Origin of the sequence: Paenibacillus sp. 1011MAR3C5 (assembly GCF_003591485.1) — a bacterium.
In the GTDB taxonomy this organism is placed as follows: domain Bacteria; phylum Bacillota; class Bacilli; order Paenibacillales; family Paenibacillaceae; genus Pristimantibacillus.
Map to the genome: position 1 here is coordinate 36,588 of NZ_QZCF01000012.1, position 22,821 is coordinate 59,408.

The following is a 22,821-nucleotide window of genomic DNA, read 5'->3' on the forward strand; positions in this document are numbered from 1 at the left end:
GAGGATTCAAGGTGGCACATTCGCCAATTGTAATTGTTGGACTTGGCTCCGGCGACCCTGATCAGCTTACGCTGGGCATCTGGCGGCGGCTGCAGGCGGCGAAGCGTATCTTCGTCCGTACTGAGCATCATCCCGTAATGGCTCTGCTTCAAGAACATACAATTCCATACACTACATTCGACAGCTTGTACGAGCAGCATGAATCCTTCCCGGAGGTCTACGAAGCGATTGCCTCAAGACTGCTGGAGGAAGCGCTGCAAGGCGGGAGCGAGCGTGAGGCTTCGGCATCTGACGATGCGATTCTTTATGCCGTTCCCGGCCATCCGATGGTGGCGGAGCGCACTGTACAGCTGCTTCGCGAGCGCTGCGCAGCAGAGGGCATAGAGCTGACCGTGTTGGGCGGCGAGAGCTTCCTGGACGCAGCCTTCGCCTCGCTTGGCATGGATCCGATTGAGGGCTTCTCCCTGCTGGATGCGGCAGAGCTGAAGGCATCTCTTCTACAACCGGAGTTGCATACCATCATCGGTCAGGTGTATGATGCTTTTACGGCTTCCGACGTGAAGCTGGCGCTGATGGAGCGGTATCCGGAGGATTATGAGGTCGTTATCGGCCATGCGCTGGGTGTACAAGGTGAAGAGCGGATCATCTCCGTTCCGATCTATGAGCTCGACCGCAATCAGGAATACGGCAACTTGTCGATCATTTATGTGCCGCGCTCCGAGGACCCGGTCTTGCGCAACCGGACGTTCGAGCGGCTGCATGAGATCGTGGCCATTCTGCGCAGTCCCGATGGTTGCCCGTGGGACCGCGAGCAGACGCATCAATCGATTCGCAAGAACTTCATTGAAGAGCTCTATGAGGCTCTGGAAGCCATCGATAACGACGATCCTGACGGCATGCAAGAGGAATTTGGAGATGTCATTCTGCAAGTGATGCTGCATAGCCAGATGGAAGAGGAAGTAGGCGCATTCTCGGTTTATGACGTCATAGAGACGCTGAACGAGAAGCTGATCTTCCGTCATCCTCACGTGTTCGGCGAGACCGGTGCACAGAATGCGGATGAAGCGCTGGCGAACTGGGAAGGCATGAAAGCGGAGGAGAAGCGGAGAAAAGGAACGGACGCGGCAAGGGTGTCGCAGCTGGACGGCATTCCGCCGGACTTGCCTGCGCTCATGAAGGCATACAAGCTGCAGAAGAAAGCGGCGAAGGTCGGCTTCGACTGGGATGAGCTGGGGCCTGTCCTATCAAAGATCGAGGAAGAGCTGCTAGAGCTGCGGGAAGCCATCTCTTCCGGTGACGAAGAGAAGCAAGCCGACGAACTGGGCGACCTTTTATTCGCCGTTGTGAACGCGTCGCGGTTCATTCACGCTGATCCCGAGGAAGCTCTCTCTCGAACGAATCGAAAGTTTAAGAGCCGATTTCAATATATTGAAGAGCAGCTTCGTATAAACGGCAAAACTTTTGACCAAACTGATTTACTAGAGATGGATCGATGGTGGGAAGAGGCTAAGAGACTTTAGCTTGCATGATTTTCGCCACAATTCGCCTTAATTCCGCACTATTCCCAAAAAAAATTGAAGTACGCGGCAGGATTTTGTTCTCTGGAGCAGAATAAGTATTCTTCGTGAGAGCAGATTTTGCTAATGGGTGAGCCGCCTCGACGCGGCAGCCACAAATAACCGTCATTTATTAGGAGGATATTCACATGAACAAAACAGACCTGATCAACAACATTGCAGAGAAGAGCGGGCTAACGAAACGCGACGTTGAAGCTGTCCTGAACGGCTTTCTTGGCGAAGTAACTGACGCGCTTGCAAGCGGCGACAAAGTACAATTGATCGGCTTCGGTACTTTCGAAACTCGCAAACGTTCCGGCCGCGTGGGCCGCAACCCGCAAACGGGTAAAGAAATCACGATCCCAGAATCCAAAGTTCCTGCATTCAAAGCAGGCAACAAGCTGAAAGAAGCGATCAAGTAATACATGCGCTTAGATAAATTTCTCAAAGTGTCCCGCCTGATCAAACGCCGTACCGTTGCGAAGGATGTATCCGAGCAAGGGCGCGTGTGGATCAACGGCCGCGAAGCGAAAGCAAGCAGCGCCGTCAAGGTTGGGGACGAGCTCCAGATCCAGTACGGTCAGAAGATCGTGACGGTCCGCGTGGAGCGTCTCACCGAGACGACCCGCAAGGATGAAGCCGGTGAGCTCTATACTTTGGTGAAAGAAGAACAGCGCCCTCGCGAGAATGGTCTCGACTGGGAGAAGCAATAATAGAAGGGCTGTCCGGCTATGCCGGGCGGCCCTTTTCTGCTGCAATTAGCCTTCCTTGTCGGTGATAAAGCTGGCTATGGCTAATCCGTATTCTGAAAGGCAGAGGCTGGGTTCAATACGGAATGTTCAATTCCGGGATTCTCAGCGTCTTGCTTGCATAGTGTATTCGCATTCAGGGGACGCTTGTCCTAATACAACTCTGTACCTTGTCTATATCGAAGCCCGGCACTTGCACGACCGCAGAACAGGCGCCAGGGAGTACACTCCGTTATGTTCTCTCCGCCCTAGATTCGCAGGTTCTAAACCTTGTCCCTCCCCCATACAGTAATAGAGAAATTAACGAAGCGGGGGACGAGTCTATGGCTGAAGCGGGCAAGGGGCAGAAGAATCAGGATGTAAGGCTGATTAATCGGAAGCTGCTGGAGCTTACCGGGGTCGTGAATGTGGAGAGCTTCGACAGCGAGGAATTTCTGCTGGAGACGGAGCTGGGCTTTCTGACGGTTACAGGACAAAATTTGCATATTAAGCATCTGAGCCTGGAGCAGGGCTTGGTTGCGATTGAAGGATTGGTTCATTCTCTCGCCTATCTGGACGGAGCGGCCGCCAGCAAGTCCAAAGGGCTGTTCGGCAAGCTGTTTAAGTGACGTTAAGCGTACAATGGCTGACGGTAGCCGTCATGCTGCTATCCGGTCTTGGAATGGGCGTTGTCTTCGACGGATATCGTGTCGTGTCGAATGAGCTGCGATTCCCGCGATGGTGGCTGCCAGTGCTTGATATCATCTATTGGATGGCGGCTGCGGTCGTCGTATTCCGAATGCTGTATGCCAGCAACAATGGCGAGGTGCGGGCATACGTGTTTCTAGGACTGGCTATCGGGGTAATCCTCTATTATTGGCTGCTAAGCAAACCTGTGATCGGCATAGTCAAGTGGGCGATCGATGCGGTACGAGCTTTCATTTCGTTCATTTTGAAGGTATTCGACATGATGATCGTCAAGCCGATCCTGCTGCTTTACAAAGCCTTGATGGTCATTTTAGGATTTGGGTCTGCGCTCACTATTTTCCTTCTAAAAATTGTGGTACAATTGGTTCGTCCAATTTGGCTATTGCTGTTATGGCTGTTAAAGCCTGTGACTCGCCCGCTGGGGCGCTGGCTGAAGCCTCATTGGGAGCGATGGAGGGTAGAGGAGCGTCTCGCGAAGGGACTAGCTGCCATCACCGGGCGTTGGAATCAATGGTTTAGGAGGGGTCAGCGTTAATGTCGAAAGCAGCTGCAAAAAAATCAGTAAGCGGATCTGCCGCGAAGCGCCGGTACAGGATCTGGATGATGTTCATTGTCCTGTTTATGGGCTGGGCGGGTTATACCTTATTCGGTCAAATGCAGCAGCAAAAGGTGACGTTCGAGAAGCTGACGACGATCGAGAGCGGGATTGAGGAAACCAGATCTCAGACAGAAGCGTTGAAGCGCGAAGTGGAGCGCCTTAACGATCCGGAATATATCTCCCAGCTGGCTACCAAGGAGCAGGGAATGGTAAAAGAGGGAGAACAGCAAATATTTAGCGAATAATGGGGCACTGAAACGGGTGAACGTCTGTTGACCTTGCTTCGGCGGTTCGGTTATAATCACGATAGATACAAGACTTTTTTATGGCGGGGTTAGAGGATGTTTCAAATACGATAATCGTGTTTAATATCGATTAAACCCGGCTTAATGACGAAATAAGTTTTGTTCGAATCAAGCTCGATGCGTCGGGCAATTGAATTATCACAAAACTTTGAGAGAGGAACATTTTATTTTATGGCAATTGAAGTGGGCGCCAAGTTAGAAGGAAAAGTGACGGGCATCACGCATTTTGGGGCATTTGTCGACTTGTCGGGAGGTGTCACGGGTCTAGTTCACATTTCAGAGATTGCCGATAACTACGTCAAGGACGTGAAGGATCATCTGAAGATCGACGACGTCGTGAAGGTCAAAGTGATCAACGTTGATAAAGACGGAAAGATCGGACTCTCCATTAAGCAAGCCATTGACCGGCCAGAAGGCCATCAGCCACCACCGCAACGCGAGCGTGTCAGCTCAGGCGGACCTGGAGGCGGAGAACGATTCAACCGCGGAGGCCAAGACCGAGGCGGACGTCCCTTCAACAAGCAATCGTCTGGCAGACCTGCCTACGGCAAACCGTCATTCGAGGATAAAATGTCTCGCTTCTTGAAAGATAGTGAGGAGCGTATCTCTTCCCTGAAGAAGAATACGGAAGGCAAACGCGGCGGACGCGGTGCCAAGCGAGTATAAACCTTTACGTTACTTACTACCCTATAGATCAAGCAGAACCTACGCGGTTCTGCTTTTTTTATTGCGCTGGGGCGGGCTGCCCACGAACTGTCCTCAACCCAAGAATGGGTCGGGCAGGCTGAAGTCCACGGATGTTGAGTAAGTCGGTAGGACCGATCTAGGCTGGACTGGTGCCGCGCGGAGTGAATTAAGTCGGTAGGACCGAGCTAATGGTTGGGCTGGGGTGCGCGGAGTGAATTAAGTCGATAGGGCCGAGCTAATGGTTGGGCTGGGGTGGGCGGAGTGAAATAAGTCGGTAGGGCCGAGCTAATGGCTGGGCTGGGGTGGGCGGATTGAATTAAGTCGGTAGGGCCGAGCTAATGGCTGGGCTGGGGTGGGCGGAGTGAAGTAAGTCGATAGGACCGACCTAAAGGTTGGATTGGTAGTGCGTGGAGTGCATTAAGTCGGCAAGACCGACTTACAGACTGGCTTGGAGGCGGTATGTGCGGAATAAGTCGGTACAACCGACTTAAGTTCAGAAACGCAGCAACTGCGTGTGTCACTATAGCCAATACTCTCGGCTTCTGGTCTATATATGTTCCCGCCTTACGCCAGATGCTGTCAGCAATGGGGATAGAGCTAGGCAAATGCTCAGTACCTGTCGAGTGCGGCAGCACGAAAGTCGGTTTGAGCCATATTCCTATTGGAAACTAATACTTTTCTTCCATCCTCCGCTAATCCCGACAGGTTACCGCGTCCATTCGCCATCAAATTGGAAGCGCTATCTGTCTTTTTTGTTGACTGAGAACACACCGGCGAACAACGCAGACCTTGGTCAAAGCCAGTGGGGGCGTACGATTGACACTGACGTGACAATGACTGCAAGGCCATGCGATTTTGTCGGAAAAAACTTTTAGGCGTATTACGATAAGTGACAAACTTCATACGGACAAGCTCCTATAATGGGAAACACAACAAACCCGGATTGGTGGTGTCAAGTAGTGAAGAAGGAAAACGTGATGGGAATCCCGGCGCTGAAGCGTGCGGGATGGTTTCAAACAGCCGTACAGAGAGGGAAGGATATGCGTGCCGTCAAGGGGGCGGTAAGCATGCTTCTCGCCAAGAAGTGGACCATACTGCTTGTCGCTATTGGATTTTTGCTCGGACGAGCTGTCATCTTGGAATCATTGATGCCTTTTGCCGTCGCTTATTTTGCCGTCTTATATTTTATGAGAAGAGACATTTATGGCTGGGTAGCTGTCTCTTTGGTAGCGGGAAGCTGGTTCGCAGTTGATCCTGCTCCGTTATGGATCGCGATGGAGATTGCGGTGTTGTTCCTGCTTATGAAGGGATTGGAGGCGTACGAGAAGGCGGAGCTGTCAACCGCTCCTATTCTGGTCTTCACCGCTACGCTGCTCGTCCAGATGTTCAGCGTCTTCATAGGAGATACGCTGAGCTGGTACAGCTTTATGCTCGTTGTGGTAGAGGCAGCGCTTGCATTTGTACTGACGCTGGTATTCATTCATGCGATACCGGTGCTTACGATGACCAAGAAATCGGCGGCGCTCAAGCATGAAGAGATCATTTGCGTCATGATTTTGCTGGCATCCGTCATGACAGGAGCTGTGGGATGGCTGGTATATGGCATGTCGGCTGAGCATGTGATGTCGCGGTATATGATCCTCCTGTTTGCAATGGCTGGCGGGGCGCCGCTAGGAGCCTCTGTTGGCGTCATTGGAGGGCTGATTCTGAGCCTGGCGGATTTCAGCGCGCTAGTGCAGATGAGTATGCTGGCTTTTGCCGGATTATTGGCGGGGCTGCTAAGAGATGGAGGCAAGATGGCAGCTGCTTTTGGCTTGCTGCTTGGCACATCCATTCTTTCTATATATATAGGCACGGGAGCGGATGTCATGAGTTCAACATGGGAGTCCGTAGCGGCCGCTACGCTGCTTCTATTGACCCCGAGGGGCGTCATTCGTACGATTGCCCGTTATGTGCCGGGAACGAACGAGCATGTGAAGTCGCAGCATGAGTATGCGAAGCGGGTACGGGAGGTAACGGCGGAACGGGTATCCCAATTCTCGGATGTATTCCGTCAGCTCTCTCGCAGCTTCGGCCAGTTGAATCAAAATGTAGCGGAGGTGAAGCGCGAGGAGGAGATCGGGCATTTCATGAATGCGGTAGCGGAGCGAAGCTGCGCGAGCTGCCATCGGCAGAAGGCTTGCTGGGAGGACAAGTTCTTCCACACCTACAAAATGATGACTGACATGATGACGACCGTAGAGGAGAACCAGGTTCCAGGGACAAAGGAACAACCGCGCACGTGGACATCTCATTGTGTGAAGTCATCTCAGGTGCTGACGGTGATGAAGCATCAATATGAGCTGCATCAGAACAATAAGCATTGGAAGAAGCAGATCCTGGACTCCCGTCAATTGGTCGCAGATCAATTGCTGGGCGTATCACAGGTTATGGAGGACCTGTCGAGAGAGATTAAGAGGGAGGGTCAGACACTTCATTTGCAGGAGGAACAAATTAGAGAGGCGGTAGAGGGACTCGGACTGTCTATACAAGGCGTAGATATTGTGAATTTGGAGGAGGGGAATGTCGAGATCGAGGTGTATCATTCGTTCGAAAGGGGCTTCGATGAGTGCCGTAAAATTATCGCGCCGCTGCTAAGTGATATCCTAGGTGAGCATATCGCGGTGAAGATGGAGGTGCCTCCAGCCAAGCATGGTGAGCCGACAATGGTCACATTCGGTTCAGCAAAGCAATATGAGCTGGAGACAGGTGTGGCCGGAGCAGCCAAGGGCGGGGATCTGCTGTCGGGAGACAGCTTCAGTCTGGTGGAGCTTGGCAACGGTAAATTTGCGGTCGCGATTAGCGACGGGATGGGCAATGGCGAGCGGGCACGCCAGGAGAGCAGTGCGGCGCTGTCGATCCTGCAGCAGCTGCTGCAATCTGGTATGGACGAGAAGCTGGCGGTGAAGTCGGTTAACTCGGTGCTGCTGCTTCGTTCTTCAGAGGAGATGTATGCCACAGTCGATCTGGCCATTATCGATCTTTATACGGCTCATACGACCTTTATGAAGATCGGTTCTACACCAAGCTTTATCAAGCGCGGCAAGGAGGTCATTCCAGTAACCGCCAACAATTTGCCGATCGGTATTATTCAGGATATCGATGTTGACTTCGTCTCCATGCAGCTGCAGCCGGGTGATACGCTTGTCATGATGAGCGACGGTATCTACGATGCGCCCGGCCATGCGGTGAATAAGGAGATGTGGATGAAGCGCATCATTAGCGAGATGCAGACGGAGGACCCGCAGGAGATTGCGGATACGCTGCTGGAGACGGTCGTGCGCTATCACGAAGGCGACATTGTAGACGACATGACCGTGCTCGTCGCCCGCGTGGACAAGCACCTGCCGGAATGGGCGTCGTTCAGATGGCCGGGCGTGACGCGGATGGAGCGTCCGCGGACGGTGAGTTGATGGAGAGTGGACAAGCTTTGATTTGATAAGGCAAAGGAGGTCTAGGTAGTAAGAGGATAACTTAGAATGTTGATTATAGTCCCCTCACGGTAGACAATGTACATTGCTCATCTGATAGGATGAACTTGAATGTCCATAGATTGGAACTAGCCTCCGTTCTTAGAGCGGGGGCATTTATTTTGGAGAAATTGAGACTAAAGAAATAGTTATATACGGACATGGTCGCGGTGAATATAATTAATCTTGTTGTGCGAAAAAAGTGAAATTATAGGAGTGGAGGAATGTATTATAAATTGGCTCGGAATTTTCTTTTATTCGATGAGAGTGGTAAAGCACAATCAGAAGTATCCTGAGAGTGTGATTTAGGAGCGTATCAAAAGACTTTACGTTATATCGAGGGTTACATACCATTTATAAGTTATTATCTAGGAGGAAACGAGATGAATAAACTCAAAAAAAGTTTTATATTTATCATCTGCTTCTGTCTAATTCTTGGAATCGGAGTTCCAGCATCGATTTCTGCAGAAGAGAAAGAGATAATTGAAGAACACATTGAATCGATTCAAGATACGGAAGAGGTAGTCGATGATAATAAACCGATCTTAGAAGCAGCTCCTGCAGACGTTATTGAGAGCGCTAGTGAATATGGAGAGATGGTTCTAGGAGAAGCTGTTGATTTAAGGACTTCTAATAGCAAGCATTTCTTATTATCGGATAATACTTATATGGCTAGGGTAACGTTTACCGACCAGCACTATTTGGACGAGACAGGCACTTGGAGAAATATTGACACAAGCTTAACGGATGAAGCGGAAATTGACGTAAGTGATCCGCTTATTTCGTTGGAGGCAGCCCAGACGTTAACGGCGTCGTTTTCGGCAAGCTCCCGGAAAAAAGCTGATACGTCTGAATCGGATATGAGAGCGCTGAAGGTTCCCTTTGATGTAAAGCTCCCTAAGCGTATCTCCAAAGGCTACACCATTGGAAAAGGTTCTGAGTCACTAACCTTTATTCCGCTTGAGGCTTCGAATACAAAGGGAGAAGTCCTAGGCAACAAAATGCTGTACAACGATGTATGGACAAGCTCCGATGTAGAGTTGGAGGTTATGGAGAATGGCATTAAAGAGACAATTTATTTAAAAGATGAGCAAGCGCCTACAACATTCCGCTTTCAAGTAGAGGGTGATCTTGCAGGTTCTCAAACTTTTGAATTGCAGCCTGCCTGGTTAATTGACGCGAACGGTACGACTCGCGATGTAGAACAAGTGATTAGCGAAGAGAATGGACAAACGTTTGTGGAATTGACGGCGGATGTGTCGGAGTTGGTTTATCCGATTGCGATTGATCCGACAGTAAAAATTACTTCAGAGAAAGTAGCGTACCAAAGTACTGTAATAGAGGGAACGACAACTAAAGATAATAGTACTTTATCATCACTTCGAGTTGGGAGAAATATAAACAACATTGAGTACAAATACTTACTACAATTTAATTTTGACGATATAGGTACTATTCACCATGCTTCTTTAAGTATGTTTAGAGGTAGTCTATCTAATTTTATAAATATTGATTTTTATAAAATAACTCAACCCTGGGTAGCTTCTAATGTGTTAAATAATGCGGGTATCCCAGCAACGGAACAGACTAGATTCATGAGAACTCTTATACAAGCAGGCTCAAGTGGAAGGGATACTTTTGATATATCAGATATTGTGAAAGGATGGAAATCAGGTGCTATACCTAACTATGGATTTTTAGCAAAAACTGATAATGGAACAAATAATTTAGCCAGTTATGGTAATTTTAATTCTACCGACCCCACACAACGTCCTTATTTGGATATCATTTACACACAGCCTCCAAGTGCACCAGAAGTAACTGCCCCAAATGGAGGGGAAATATGGACAGGAACAAATACCATTACCTGGAGGGCATCTAAGGATGCTTATGATTTTATGGGCAAACGAACTTCTTTTGAATATCTTTCTAGTACTACACAATTATCAGGGCAAACCTTTACTACAGGGACAACAGGGCAAGAAACCCTATCTAAGGTAGATTTTATGGTTGGCGGTGGTTCTGCTCTTGGAGATTTAACCGTTCAATTATTTTCAACATCGGGTGGAGTACCTACAGGTTCACCGCTTGCTACTACTACCGTTTCTGTAAATGCAACGGGGAAGCATACAGCAAATTTAACGTATACTTTAATGCCTAACACAACGTATGCTGTTGTATTTGGCACTACTAATTCCAAGACTAGCGTTTCACTAGAATCAACAAATAATGCGTTTTCTGGAGCGGTGGGATCAATTGTAAGGAAGTCAGGCACTGGTAATTATACCGAGGTACGTAACCAGTATTTAAATATTTCAATAGAAACCACCAAATCCAATCTCCGCTATCAAATTCAAGTTTCAACAGACGCGGGGGCAACTTGGTCTAATATTGTTGCTCTAACGTCCCCTGGGGTGACGTCATACCAATATAATTTCACTCCAATTAAACAAACCTTTAATGCCAAAGTACGAATTCGCTCGTACAACGGACAATTATACGGAGCATGGGATGAAAGTGATAATGTGTTCATTATTCACCAGCTTCCGAATCAGCCGACAGGATTGACGCCAGGCAGTACGAATTCAGCTACGCCTATGCTGGCTGCAAGCACGACTCCTGTTCTAAGCTGGACCTTCTCCGCTCCGAATGCAGGAAGCTTCCAGTCCCAGTATCAGGTTCGTTTGTTCAGTGGTGCAACGGTTGTACATGATAGCGGCTGGGTTCAATCTTCCAACCCATCCTATACCGTTCCTTCAGGTCTGCTAACAAGAAAAAACACGTATAGCTGGCAAGTAAGGATTAAGGATAATGTCGGAACGGAATCAGCCTATTCCGCTCAGAGCTATATAAAGATCAACGGCCTGCCTGTAGTTAATGTAACGTCTTATACGAATGGGGCAACGCTGACAACCAACACGCCACAATTTACATGGACATATACGGATAGTGAAGCACAAGCTCAAACGGAATACCGCATCATGGGTTCCCAAGATAATTGGCAGACGGTCGGATACGACTCTGGTCCGCTTGCAGGCAATGCAACGACTTTTACAACTACGCCGCTAGCAAATGGGGCTTGGAGCTTTAGAATTCTAGCCAAAGACGGTATGGAATGGTCGGACCCGGGGGTTAGAAATCTGATTCTACCGGCATCCTTCGAGCCTAATAATACGTCTACGCAGGCGTTCGCGATTAACTATAACCAAAGCTATTCGACGGTAATAGATACAAGCACGGATATTGACTTCTTCAAGTACGTAGCTGCTTCTAACGGAGTAGATACCTTTACGCTGAACGTACCAGCCGGTAAAAACTACGATGTGCATGTATATGATAGCAATATGATTCTGATTGCAGCAGGCATTCAGGGTGTTGGAGCTGTCGAAAACGTACTTTACCAAGTAACCAAAGGAAAAACGTATTTCATCAAGGTATTTGGCATGGATGGCCATTTCAGCGCGACAGTGCCGTATTCTTTCATTCTGAAGAAGCTGAATCTTCAATATGAGACGGTCTACCAGTACGATGCGAACGGCAATATTGTGGGCAAAACAACTACCCAAAAGAATTAAGGAGGAAGCTTCTTGAAGATATCGGCAAAGCGGACGCTCATTATTCTGTTGCTTAGCGTCCTTCTATTCCCAGATCTATCAAATACCATTCAATATACGATTACTGCCGCGCAGGGAGTGGACTATCGCCATGTCAATACCAAGCCTGACGAGGCACCCTTCCGAGTAGAGCTGGGCAATGAGACAATATCTACTCTATCCGGCAGCATTTCCTTGGGAGCCAGCGATCTGAGTCTGCCAGGGCGTAATGGTCTGGGCTTCACACTTAGTCGCGTATACGATAGCGGAAGCTCTCAGCTGTACCAGATGACGAGAGCAAGCACGACTAACGGAACAGATCAGTCTCAAGAGGAGAAAATGTTTCCGATTGGCAAAGGCTGGAGCTGGGATATTTCCTACCTGGAAATTAACGAGGGCGGCAAATATCTTCACTTAGCGGGTGCAGGTGTATTCAAGATTAACAAAGATAATGAATTTATGGGCTATCCGTGGAAGGACTATACCTTCGAAGAGAACAAGACGGTAACGGTGGGGGCTCTTACCTCTGCTTATGCAGTGAAGTCCATTCACAAGGTCAACCAATACTTCGATTCGCAAGGCAAGCTGATTCAAATTTCAGATTCCTACAACAATACCATTAAGTTTGAGTACTCAGGATGGAAACTTATCTCCATTACTGATGCGATCGGCAACAAGATTAACATAAGCTATGGCGAGGGTACTGTTGTACTAACTACAGGGACTAAGACGGTTACCTATACGTTGATTAAAACAAATGGCAAGGATCTGCTGCAAAAGGTAACGGACCCAATCGGACGTGAGATAGGTTATGAGTATAGCGTAAAGGAAGCAAAATTCAGCCTTGTTCATACGACGCCCGCCGTATCCAATCCATATGCATTGCTAACAGGAATTACGTATCCGACGGGTGCAAAGAGCGTTATTGAGTATGAAAGCACCCCAACAACCCGGTATATTGGCAAAACGATGGTTAACCAAGTGTATCGGGTAAAGTCGAGAGAGGATCAATTCGTTCAGCAGGGCGGGACTATCTTCAAGGCGAATCGAAAAGACGTCACATACCCGCTCAGCGACATGGGATCGTCTTATGATACCGATTATAATTTCTCGGTAGCGATTAATGACGGTCTGTCAGTTACAACCTACACGAATGAGAAGGACTACATTAACGAGGATTACTCACCGGTCTTCTATAATAACAATCGTGCGAGCACTGCGGTTCAGAGTGGAGTCACTTATACTTCACGTGTAGATTATGAATACGACCGAATTAGAAGATGGCCGGTGCCAATCAAGATTACCGAGACAACTTCCAATTCAGCAGTATCCGCTACAAAAGTAAGCCAGAACAGCATGCTGTACGACTCCTATGGCAATGTGGTGTCTTCCGTTGCTCCTAACGGAAGAATCACCATTAATACGTATGATGAGAATTCACACTTGCTAGTGGGGGTTCAATCCCAGATTGATCCATCTCGCTATGTATACAATGAGATCGTTAGAGACAGTGTTCATGGGCATATTTTGACCCAGAGGGTTAGAGAAGGCAGCCCGACAGGAAACATATTGCAAGAAACCATGAACAGCCAGTATGATTCATACGGCAATGTTACACAGCAGAAGCTGCTTCAGAGCTCAGGCGGCTACATTACGGTCAACACAGAGTTCAAAGCGACTGCGCCATATAACGGAGCTTTTCCAACCAAAATAACGACCTCTGGTTATGATGTAGATCGCAAAGCGATCACGGTATCGGAAGTTCTGAATTTCCAGACGGTTGACGGGATACTAACTAGCTATACGGATGGGAAGGGCAATACGACAGCCTATCAGTATGATAATCTCAACCGGGCAATCAAGGTCATTAATCCCGACTCGAGCGCTCGTACAATTAGCTATCGCGATAAGCAAAATGAGATTGAGATGACCGATGAGACGGGTATTAAAATGTTGACAAGATGGAATCCGTTTGGCTGGAAGACCGAGACGGGCATCATTGAGTACCATGTATTTAAGCCAAAAGCGAAGTATCGTTATGATGCGTTCGGGCGTGTGACACAAACAGAGGATGCACGGGGTAACCTGACAAGCTACGGGTACGACCAGTGGAGCCGTCAGAATAAAATTGTGATGCCGGACAACACATCCTCTAGAGTTGTTTACGACGATATCGGTAGTACTATGACCACTATTGACAGTGTGGGTAATCAGCTAAAGGAATACTACGATATTGCGGGCAATGTGCTGAAGAAAGAAGAGGTTACAAGCACGGGTACTGTAACTATCCTAGGAACCTACACCTATGATTTGGCCGGAAATGTCTTGCAGGCGAAGGATAGTACACAGAACACGACGAAATATTCGTATGATACACTGAGCCGACTGACAAGCGTTACCAACGCCCTTAATGAGACGACAGCCTATAAGTACAATATGCAGGGCAATATGATTCAATTGTTGTATCCAGACGGGAATAGCCTGCGCAAGGAATATGACGAATGGGGACGTCTCATTAAGTCCATTGATGCCAAGAATCAGATTGAAACGTTCTACTACGATGCCAATAATAATATGATTGGCTCAGTAGATCGGAAAGGCAATCGATTTAAGTATTCCTTCAACAACCGCAACATGATGCTTTCATCCGAGCTGGTCAATGTTCAGGGTAATCCACTTCCGATTAGTGAGAAGGTGGCCTATCAGTATGACCTGGCAGGCAAACGAAAGCAGATGAGCGATGTGACCGGAACAACATCCTATACGTACAATCCGAACACAGGTCAACTAGTGGAAGTACAGCTCCCGGATAGCAAGACGATCAAGTACGATTATGATGCAAATGGCAGCCGGGTTGCGATGAAGGATCCTTTCGGGTTCAATACGTATTACCGCTACAATGCGAATAATCAGCTAGAGATGGTATCTTCTTCTCTGAACTTTAATCGCGATTATGTCGCCAAATACCAGTACTACTCGAATGGTTTGTTAAAGCAAACTACGCAAGGCAACGGAGTGGTCACAGATGTAGTTTACAATGGACTCCGTATGCAGGGGTTGCAGCATAAGAAGAGCGATGGAAGCGTCATTAATGCGTACTCCTATAAGCATGATCCTAATGGCAATATTAATTCACGTACAACGAATGGTATATCAGATGTATTCCAATATGATTCATTGAACCGGATATCGATTTCTTCCCAGTTTAATGAGAGCTACCAATATGACAGTCGCGGCAACCGCAGCAATATGTCCACCAGCAATCCTTTTGATAGTGCGGCGTCTGATCTGTCCTATGATACCCGCAATCGCCTCACTCAGGTGACGACTACAGATGGCAAGACCGTTTCTTATACGTATAATGGTGACGGTCTGTTGTGGGAACGAAGCGAGGGAGGCAAGACGACCCGTTATTATTGGGATGGTGACCAGATTATAGCGGAGGCTATGGTCACTGGTGGCACAGTTAAGTTCCACGCTCGTTACATCAGAGGCAAAGGGCTGGAAGCCAGGGAAGATGCTCAAGGTAAAGCCTATTACCTAAAGAATGGCCATGGTGATGTAGTTGAGTTAAGGGATTCATCAGGTAACCTTCGGCTCAATCAATATGAATATGATATCTTCGGCAATATGACTATTCAGAATGAGCTTATTCCCCAGCCTTTTAAATATTCAGGTGAGATGACAGACTCAGCTACTGAGCTACAATATCTCCGAGCTAGATGGTACGATCCATCTATTGGAAGGTTTGTTGGGGAGGATACGTATGAAGGTGAACTGACGAATCCGCTCAGTTTGAACCTTTATACTTATGTGGAGAATAACCCCTTGAAATATAGGGACCCAACAGGACATTGGAAGGATGGGGATGAGTATATCCCTAGTAATTCCAGTTCATGGATTAACATAGCATATTGGAGTAAAGTATGGGACAATGCAAACAACGGAATGTACAAAGATAATGCTGCAATGAAAAAATTTGCAGAATCACAGGCTGATCATGCAAGAACTACCTATTGGAGTAATTTAGGAGCGAGTTTAGCGAATAATATTGGGTATATTGTACCTGACATATACGCTGCAGGATCGACAGTGGCAGCCCCAGGAGGAATTGCAAAGCCTGGTGCCCCAGGAATAGCTGGAGTAATTACTCTAGCGGGTACAATTATTGCTAACGCACTGTCATCTGAGATGGTTGATCCAGTAGCAACGTCGCTACAGACATCAAAGGGACAAACCGTGATATTTCGAAATGGGTCTGGAAGTAATATGAATCTAACCCCTAGACCCCAAGATACAACCGGACTATCTTTTTTTACAATGTCTTCATCTGATAAATATGTATATACTACCATTGAAGCAATTAATGCAACAGGGGTATTAAGAGCTGTGGTTGATAACCCAACAACAGGTCATGTGAGTGTCTATGCTACCAATCCAGAACATCATCAAGCATGGATAGCTTCGAGACCAGATTCAGAAAACAATCCGTATTATTTAACAATACTTTTAAAGTCAATTGTCGTTAAAAACAAGTAGTATTGGCATGAAGGTCGTAATGGTCCAATTTGAAAGTCTCTATTTAAATCTGTTGATATGAAATATACTTATGAGGAGGGAAAGGGATGAAATGTTTGGCAGAAGTCGTACTCTATCCTGAACTTCTTGGCTCTAATGGACATATGCAAGAAGTTCAGTTGTATATCAAGTTTATTGAAAACAAGTCTGTGGAACTAACCCTTGTAACGGAAACAAATACCTATAATAAAACTTCTTTTAGTTATATCGATTGTTTGCTTCAGATAATGCTGCAAATTTCAACTGATGTACAATTGAATTTTAATAATAAGGTCCGTATTCAGCAAGAAAATCGGAATAGTATTCAAACAATAGTAGAAATAATTTCTGTTGTATATGATCATTCTGATGAAGAATATTATTTGAAATTCCACCTCTCTACTAGGGCTCCTAGTGGAAAAACAATTTGTGAATCATCTGGCCAAGAGGATTTTACTATTCCTTTGCAGTTATTGAAGAATCAAATGAAAGCAGAGTATAACATTTGTGCATTCTGTGAAAATGCTGATTTTATGTCAACAGGAAATGAAGATTTGAGGTACGGATGGTACTGTTTAAGAGAACTCTCCGAACGAGAAAAAGATATTCCTTGGTTCAAAAGAGTGGAAGAGTTTCATAATGCAATTCCGTATGTAAATGCGTTTCATTGGTGCCCTCAATTTAAAAGAAGCGATAGAAGTTTCATTTAAAAAGCAACACGCTGTTTAAATAGTTGCTGGGAACTTAGTCGGAATTGGAAAAAGACCCTACGCGTTCTCTAAGTGAGTAATAAATTGTTCGAGTCACAGGCGAGTATGAACTGTACCCCACCTGTTAGATGATGTCTAACAGGTGGGGTACAGTTCATTTTTTTGCAAGTGGCTTTCTTTATTATCACGGGAATGGGTTTGTGAGGGGATAGAGCTTTTGAAATACAGTTTGCATAGGAATCGTAATAGTATTTATGACGTTCTTACTGTAATATCGATGTAAATCGTTTCAAAAAATTACATCTTGATATGGTGGGCATATCGAAGAAACACCTGGCATGGAATCTCTAATCATTCATACATGCATAGTAATATAAAAATCTGGAGGAAATATATTGAACCTGCGTTAGGTATATACTCTAAGGGCTCGAAGGGTTCATTTTAAATTGAGCTTATGTATTTACTGCAATAATCGGTATAGTTTTATTAAGCAAGAATAACTCAATATAACTTATTATCCCGGGAGGGAGACTGTGCAGAACCTCAAAAAAGGAATGTTCATATTTTCTACATTAACAATTGGAGCATCTATAATTTGGTTTTTGCTTGGAACCACTGCTAATTTTCAACGGGGAATAGATTTAGTCACAACAATTAAGTTTATTGTGATTTGGGTTCCAGCTATTTTATAGTTCGTTGTTCCATTACTAATCATAAAAAGTCGAAAGAGAACGGCATTTCAAATTCTAATATGGCCGCTAGTGATTGTACATTTTTTTCTAGCCATACAATTATATAAATCTGTAGAGATTGAAGGCTGGTTAATAAATGCAGTGTCAAGCGAACCTGTTAAAACAACATCAGATGGTCTGTTAGATTATCGTCTAGAGTTAATAAACCTGTATCAAAAAAATAGTCATGTTCGGCTTTTCATCCATGATAACCGTACGGGACAAGATTTCTATATACCAATAGATGCTAAAGCAAGCGAAGTCCAAAGAAATTGGGTTGGTGAAGGAGAGATATGGATATGGTCTTCATTGTCAGGCATAACTGACAATAATTATCGTCAATTGAGTGTTTGGCGCATGGAACCTTTGCCCCAACTAGAGTTCCTAATAGATATTGAAGATGCAAACTCAACCCGTTTAACACAATAAATTTGGATATAACTGTTATAAAAACCACTTGTGAGTATGAACTGAATTCCACTTGTTTAGATGGTATCTAACGAAAGGGGTGCGGTTCAGAACTCTATGTGGTTTTCCTAATTATATTTAAAAAATCAGTAATAGTATTTATAACGGTCTTAATGGTGACGGTCAGTTGTGGGAACGAGGTGAAGGGGGCAAGACAACCCGTTATTATTGGGATGGTGACCCAGTTATAGCGGAAGCTATAGTCACTAATGGCACAGCTAAGTTCCACGCTCGTTACATCAGAGGCAACGGACTGGAAGCGAGAGAAGATGGTCAAGGAAAAGCTTATTACCTAAAGAATGGTCATGGTGATGTTATTGAGTTACGGGATTCATCAGGAACCCTGAGGCTGAATCAGTATGACTATGATATCTTTGGCAATATGACGGTTCAGAATGAGCTCATTCCTCAGCCTTTTAAATATTCGGGTGAAATGACAGACTCAACAACTGAGCTGCAATATCTTCGAGCTAGATGGTACGACCCGTCTATTGGAAGGTTTGTAGGGGAGGATACGTATGACGGGCAGATTGATAATCCGCTGACATTAAATCTTTATACATATGTTGGTAATAACCCTCTCATATATGTAGATCCTTCAGGGCATTTCTGGGAAACAATCGCAGATGTTATAAGTATAGGATGGAGTGCAGTTGAGTTTTGGAATAAACCAAGTTGGAGCAATGCAGGATTTTTAGCCTGGGATATTGCTGCTGCTATTGTACCTTTTGCTCCAGGTTCGTATGTAGTAAAAGTAGGAAAGTTGACTTTCAGAAGTGGTGAAGAAGCTACTTCGTATTATAATAAACTTAAGAAGACACAAAATCTGACATGGGATGCTCATGGGAACAAACACACACTGAATAAGAAGGTGAAGTGGGATAAGAAAACTATAAAAGCAACAAAATCCGGTAATGCAAAATATAAGTCAGGTATAGATAATGAAATGTTAGAACGTATAGGTTGGGATCAAGGGACAATTGTTAAAAATGAGGAGGGACAAATGTGGAAAATAATGAAGTTTGATGACGTGGTTGGGGCTCATTTAGGAAAGGAAACAAAATATGTCGTTGTAAAAATGAGTAAAAATGGCAATGCAACTCCAGTTATACATGGCCATCCTATAAATGAATCAGAAGCATTGCAATATTTAAAAAATGCGTAAAAGGAGGGGAGCATAATTAATGTTTGATGACATTGATTTCTCACCTGGAATTGTTGCCTATAATGGAACGAAATTCTTGGATCAAGAAGACATCTTTCAAGTCAGATATAATGATGATATTAATATTATTATTGATGTTGGCTGGTATAGAAGGCATTTTAAGGTGGTTGTAATTAAAGATTATGATTGGGAGAAGCCATTGATCGAAAAACGATGTGTAGAGTCGGATAAATTACATGCGTTAGTTCAGGAATGCTCTGAGTACGTAAAAAAATACTTAGGTAATGTAAAAAAGAGTGATTGAAGAAGCGTTAGGGTAACTAAATTAATAATAGGCCACATAGGAGCAATATGTTCTGTGTGGCCCTTTTTGTGTTCTAATTGGTTTTTTCCTTACTTCACGAATATTTTCATATGAGCAAACTTTCTCCGAACTTGCCGGGTAATACTTATAGAACAGCAAGAAAGAGGTGAATGAGGTGGAGCTTGATACGATCAGCCGGATTGTTCAGGGTGACAGGGAGGCGTTCCGCAGTCTGTATGACGAGTACTTCGATTATGCGATGAGGACGGCCGCACTGGTGGCGAAGAATCGGGAGTGGGCGAAGGATGCGGTGCAGGAGACTTTTCTCCGTGTATACCGGAACATCTGGCAATATGATAAAGCAAAGCCGTTCAAGCCGTGGTTCTACAGCATTTTGCTTCGCGAGTGCTACCGGGTAATGGAGCGGGAGAAGAAGGTTGTGCCGATGGGTGAACAGTTGGAGCGAGTGGCGGTGGATGCGAACATACCGGATGGCAAGGTCGATCTGTACGATGCTCTCCAATCGCTCCAAGATATGTACCGGATACCGCTCATCTTGAAATACCTTCATAACTACAGCGAGCGGGAAATCGCCGACATTATGGAGCTTAACGTCAATACACTGAAGTCGCGCCTCCTCAAGGGGCGGGAGCAAATGAGAGACCGATTGGGAGGGGAGCCATATGGATCAAAAGCTTAAGCAGCGCCTAGAGGAAGAATCGACTTATTCTTCCCATCTGAAGGAAGAGATGTGGGCGCAGATCGAGTCGCAACTGGAGAACGGCTCTCCGTTGCCGGCAAATTCAATAGAGGGGCAATTGAACAACACAGAACAGCCACATGGGAAAGGGAGAAAACGGACGATGAGCATTATCAAAGCAACTACAGGACTTGCAGCAGCGGTCATAGCTGTTACAGCATTTTTGGCTTTGCCGCCAGGAGAGGCGTTCATGAAAAGCGTGCAGAACTGGTTTGCGCCGGAGAAAAAAATCGAGGTTGAGGTCGAAGGGAACAAGGAAGAGACGAACGGACAGGTGCATGTAAATGAAGAAAGCCGCTACGCCATCTATTATGACAAGGAGCGCTACAAGCTCGTTCAGCAAGACGGAAAAGACGTCATCACGACTATTGACCCGTTGCCGGAGCCGTACCCGCAAGTATCGCTGACGATTGAACAGAATGTTGATGCATTGCCTGAGAAGCTGGCTGCGGAGATCGCAGGCAAGCTGGCCGACCAGTTTACAGAGGTGCGCGATATCGAGAAAGTGAGCGAGCCTGTAAGAGGTTATCGAATTCACGCGATTAACGGTCATGATCGTCTGAGTGAAATCATCACGGTATACGTCACAAGTAATGAGCGGCAAGGTAGCTTCATCCTGACGATGAACTATTTCCTGGAGGCGGCTGAAGGCCATGGGGCGAGATTTACGCAGACGCTGGAGCAGTTCAAGGTATTGGCAGAGGAGTAACTCGGGCAGCTAGTTTATATAGTTTCTCATAATACCATAAGGCTACTTTTACTGAGACACGACATACCTTGAACAACTATGCCAAGTTTTATGATTTCACTATATACAAATATAAGAAATCGGCCTTAGTCCAATTGTGTTTAGGACTAAGGCCGATTGTTTTTATGTGTAAATCAAAGGTATATGCTACTTTAACTATTTGAATCCTCATCATCTTCAACAGAAACAATTAGCTGATCAACGGTAATATCTAACGCCGTACATATTTGTTCTAACGTACGGATATAGACTCTGTCTACGGAATCTGAACAGAGATGACTAATGGTTGCGGGACGCATATTCATTTTAAGGGAGAGTTGACGTTGACTAATACCTCGCTCTTCAAGGATCTCTTTTAAGCGGATTTTGATTTTCAATATAATTCCTCCACCAACGAAAAGATTACTTTTAACAGTAGCATCTGAAAGTAATATATCATAAGCGTTAAAGAATATCATTGAAACTTACGCTTAAAAGTAATACAATAATTTACATACTCTAAAGAGTAATACTCATAAAGGTAATTTCAATATGTGCTATCTTGTTCAGAGGAGGAATTTATGTGAGAGAAGTTCTAAAGGATAGGGCATCGTTATGCAGACAAGCTAATGACAAGCATTCATTTTCATACCATGAGGGTAAAAAAATTGATTTTATGGAGCAAGGATGGCGCTATCATCATAAGGTTTTGATAGCTGCTTTGCTCCCTAAATTCAACTAAATCGGTGGCGCCCATGACCAAACCAATGGACACCTACAATCACTACGTTGAGCAGGAGGATACGTTCTATCAGCAGCTGGAAACGCTGGAGCAATGCCAGGTTGCGGTGTTTGACCATATCTTCCGTTATGGTGAGCGCTTCAACAAAGCCATGGCCTGGGAAGTGCTGCGGAGCGTTCATCAGCTGGAAGTAAGCGTACGCCTGGAGCTGCTGCAATTACGGCTGGACAAGGCATTCCTGGCCTATGACATGAAACATAGCTAACCGCAATAATGGAACCGCCGCAGCTCTTACTCCCATCAAAAAAGGCTACCCCAACAGGCCCATGACCCCGCTAGAATAGCCTACCTTCTTATAGCACTAATGTCTCATCTTCTTGACGTACAGCCTGCTCCTCCCGAACAAGGCGGATGAACTCTCTCATGAAGCCCGGCAGGTCCGGCCAGGCATGGCCGCTGACCAGCTTACGGTCGGCATGCAGCGTGTCCGTCGTGTATGTGGCGCCCAGGCGCTCAACATCCGGCTTCACGGCGTTGTAGCACGTCATTGTGCGGCCTTCGAAGTAGCTCGTATCCTTCAGAGCCATGAACACCAGCGCGCCGTGGCAGATGACACCGATCGGCTTATCCTCATTCAGGAAATGCTCGACGATGCGCGGCAGCTCAGGATGGTTGCGTATATATTCCGGGGCGCGGCCGCCGGGAATGACAAGTGCGATATATTCCGACGGATCGATATCCGCGAAGGAAGCATGAGACGGCAGCAGATGGGCAGGCTTCTCCGTGTAAGTCTCCCAGCCCTCGATAAAGTCGTGAACGACGGTATTCAGCACTTTTTTCTCTGGGGATGCAATGACGGCATCATAACCTTCCTCTAATAGGCGGTAATAGGGATAAAAGATTTCCAAAACCTCTGTTCCGTCACCCGTAATCAGCAGAACCTTGTTCGACATGCGCTCACTCCTTCAAGGAA

20 protein-coding genes are annotated in these 22,821 nt (G+C 46.1%); 18 read left to right on the forward strand and 2 right to left on the reverse strand.

All coding sequences use genetic code 11. The annotated features are described in order from the left end of the window. Positions 1-11 precede the first annotated feature (11 nt). The 16 genes from yabN to D3P07_RS24825 all read left to right on the forward strand — a co-directional run bounded on the left by yabN (position 12) and on the right by D3P07_RS24825 (position 21,088). The gene (gene yabN / locus D3P07_RS24755; RefSeq protein ID WP_119803379.1) at positions 12-1,520 is read left to right on the forward strand and encodes a bifunctional methyltransferase/pyrophosphohydrolase YabN; all 1,509 of its coding nucleotides are present in this window, start codon (positions 12-14) and stop codon (positions 1,518-1,520) included. A 185-nt stretch (positions 1,521-1,705) separates the two neighbouring features. Continuing rightward, entirely contained in the window at positions 1,706-1,978 is a 273-nt protein-coding gene (locus D3P07_RS24760; RefSeq protein ID WP_116050095.1) for an HU family DNA-binding protein, read from the forward strand. A 3-nt stretch (positions 1,979-1,981) separates the two neighbouring features. Further along, positions 1,982-2,269, forward strand: coding sequence for an RNA-binding S4 domain-containing protein (locus D3P07_RS24765; RefSeq protein ID WP_119803381.1), 288 nt, complete (start codon positions 1,982-1,984; stop codon positions 2,267-2,269). A 359-nt stretch (positions 2,270-2,628) separates the two neighbouring features. Continuing rightward, positions 2,629-2,913 carry a sporulation protein YabP gene (gene yabP / locus D3P07_RS24770; RefSeq protein ID WP_119803383.1) on the forward strand — a complete coding sequence of 95 codons (285 nt, stop codon included), beginning with the start codon at positions 2,629-2,631 and terminating at the stop codon, positions 2,911-2,913. Continuing rightward, positions 2,910-3,527: a spore cortex biosynthesis protein YabQ gene (yabQ, locus tag D3P07_RS24775; RefSeq protein WP_259391685.1), complete on the forward strand. Its 618-nt coding sequence runs from the start codon at positions 2,910-2,912 to the stop codon at positions 3,525-3,527. The genes yabP and yabQ overlap by 4 nt, the downstream gene beginning before the upstream one ends. After that, a complete protein-coding gene (locus D3P07_RS24780; RefSeq protein WP_119803385.1) occupies positions 3,527-3,835 on the forward strand; it encodes an FtsB family cell division protein in 309 nt (102 codons plus the stop codon). Before yabQ ends, D3P07_RS24780 begins: the two co-directional genes overlap by 1 nt. Positions 3,836-4,066: 231 nt before the next feature. Beyond that, on the forward strand, positions 4,067-4,561 hold the full coding sequence (locus D3P07_RS24785) for a S1 domain-containing RNA-binding protein (protein WP_119803387.1): 495 nt from the start codon (positions 4,067-4,069) through the stop codon (positions 4,559-4,561). A 998-nt stretch (positions 4,562-5,559) separates the two neighbouring features. Next, positions 5,560-8,034, forward strand: a complete 2,475-nt coding sequence (gene spoIIE, locus D3P07_RS24790; RefSeq protein ID WP_119803389.1) for a stage II sporulation protein E — start codon at positions 5,560-5,562, stop codon at positions 8,032-8,034. A 440-nt stretch (positions 8,035-8,474) separates the two neighbouring features. Continuing rightward, positions 8,475-11,666 carry a glycoside hydrolase family 78 protein gene (locus D3P07_RS24795; RefSeq protein WP_119803391.1) on the forward strand — a complete coding sequence of 1,064 codons (3,192 nt, stop codon included), beginning with the start codon at positions 8,475-8,477 and terminating at the stop codon, positions 11,664-11,666. A gap of 12 nt (positions 11,667-11,678) precedes the next feature. Next, entirely contained in the window at positions 11,679-16,223 is a 4,545-nt protein-coding gene (locus D3P07_RS24800; protein ID WP_119803393.1) for an RHS repeat domain-containing protein, read from the forward strand. An 86-nt stretch (positions 16,224-16,309) separates the two neighbouring features. Then, entirely contained in the window at positions 16,310-16,951 is a 642-nt protein-coding gene (locus D3P07_RS24805; RefSeq protein ID WP_119803395.1) for a hypothetical protein, read from the forward strand. A gap of 761 nt (positions 16,952-17,712) precedes the next feature. After that, positions 17,713-18,111, forward strand: a complete 399-nt coding sequence (locus tag D3P07_RS26770; protein WP_147384571.1) for a hypothetical protein — start codon at positions 17,713-17,715, stop codon at positions 18,109-18,111. Between the two features lie 166 nt (positions 18,112-18,277). Next, positions 18,278-19,315: an RHS repeat-associated core domain-containing protein gene (locus tag D3P07_RS24810; protein WP_310732577.1), complete on the forward strand. Its 1,038-nt coding sequence runs from the start codon at positions 18,278-18,280 to the stop codon at positions 19,313-19,315. Between the two features lie 19 nt (positions 19,316-19,334). After that, complete coding sequence (locus tag D3P07_RS24815; protein ID WP_119803399.1) at positions 19,335-19,619, forward strand: hypothetical protein; 285 nt, start codon at positions 19,335-19,337, stop codon at positions 19,617-19,619. Between the two features lie 175 nt (positions 19,620-19,794). Then, positions 19,795-20,319: an RNA polymerase sigma factor gene (locus tag D3P07_RS24820; RefSeq protein ID WP_119803401.1), complete on the forward strand. Its 525-nt coding sequence runs from the start codon at positions 19,795-19,797 to the stop codon at positions 20,317-20,319. Next, positions 20,303-21,088, forward strand: coding sequence for a hypothetical protein (locus D3P07_RS24825; RefSeq protein ID WP_119803403.1), 786 nt, complete (start codon positions 20,303-20,305; stop codon positions 21,086-21,088). Before D3P07_RS24820 ends, D3P07_RS24825 begins: the two co-directional genes overlap by 17 nt. Before the next feature lie 191 nt (positions 21,089-21,279). Here the strand turns inward: D3P07_RS24825 and D3P07_RS24830 are convergent, their stop codons facing one another. Next, positions 21,280-21,504, reverse strand: a complete 225-nt coding sequence (locus D3P07_RS24830; RefSeq protein ID WP_119803405.1) for a helix-turn-helix domain-containing protein — start codon at positions 21,502-21,504, stop codon at positions 21,280-21,282. Positions 21,505-21,689: 185 nt separating this feature from the next. Between D3P07_RS24830 and D3P07_RS27235 the strand changes: the two genes are divergently transcribed. Continuing rightward, positions 21,690-21,848 (forward strand): hypothetical protein, encoded by a 159-nt coding sequence (locus tag D3P07_RS27235; protein WP_182914505.1) that lies wholly within the window; start codon positions 21,690-21,692, stop codon positions 21,846-21,848. Positions 21,849-21,861: 13 nt separating this feature from the next. Continuing rightward, complete coding sequence (locus D3P07_RS24835; protein ID WP_119803407.1) at positions 21,862-22,113, forward strand: hypothetical protein; 252 nt, start codon at positions 21,862-21,864, stop codon at positions 22,111-22,113. A gap of 88 nt (positions 22,114-22,201) precedes the next feature. Here the strand turns inward: D3P07_RS24835 and D3P07_RS24840 are convergent, their stop codons facing one another. Further along, a complete protein-coding gene (locus D3P07_RS24840) occupies positions 22,202-22,801 on the reverse strand; it encodes a DJ-1/PfpI family protein (RefSeq protein ID WP_119803409.1) in 600 nt (199 codons plus the stop codon). Between the last annotated feature and the right edge of the window lie 20 nt (positions 22,802-22,821).

Bases quoted from the DNA above. Each gene is read 5' to 3' on its own strand.
- D3P07_RS24815 (WP_119803399.1), top strand. From the start codon at position 19,335: ATGTTTGATGACATTGATTTCTCACCTGGAATTGTTGCCTATAATGGA.
- yabP (WP_119803383.1), top strand. From the start codon at position 2,629: ATGGCTGAAGCGGGCAAGGGGCAGAAGAATCAGGATGTAAGGCTGATT.
- D3P07_RS24780 (WP_119803385.1), top strand. From the start codon at position 3,527: ATGTCGAAAGCAGCTGCAAAAAAATCAGTAAGCGGATCTGCCGCGAAG.
- D3P07_RS24795 (WP_119803391.1), top strand. From the start codon at position 8,475: ATGAATAAACTCAAAAAAAGTTTTATATTTATCATCTGCTTCTGTCTA.
- D3P07_RS24760 (WP_116050095.1), top strand. From the start codon at position 1,706: ATGAACAAAACAGACCTGATCAACAACATTGCAGAGAAGAGCGGGCTA.
- spoIIE (WP_119803389.1), top strand. From the start codon at position 5,560: ATGGGAATCCCGGCGCTGAAGCGTGCGGGATGGTTTCAAACAGCCGTA.
- D3P07_RS24825 (WP_119803403.1), top strand. From the start codon at position 20,303: ATGGATCAAAAGCTTAAGCAGCGCCTAGAGGAAGAATCGACTTATTCT.
- D3P07_RS24835 (WP_119803407.1), top strand. From the start codon at position 21,862: ATGACCAAACCAATGGACACCTACAATCACTACGTTGAGCAGGAGGAT.
- D3P07_RS24765 (WP_119803381.1), top strand. From the start codon at position 1,982: ATGCGCTTAGATAAATTTCTCAAAGTGTCCCGCCTGATCAAACGCCGT.
- D3P07_RS24840 (WP_119803409.1), bottom strand. From the start codon at position 22,801: ATGTCGAACAAGGTTCTGCTGATTACGGGTGACGGAACAGAGGTTTTG.
- D3P07_RS24785 (WP_119803387.1), top strand. From the start codon at position 4,067: ATGGCAATTGAAGTGGGCGCCAAGTTAGAAGGAAAAGTGACGGGCATC.
- D3P07_RS24805 (WP_119803395.1), top strand. From the start codon at position 16,310: ATGAAATGTTTGGCAGAAGTCGTACTCTATCCTGAACTTCTTGGCTCT.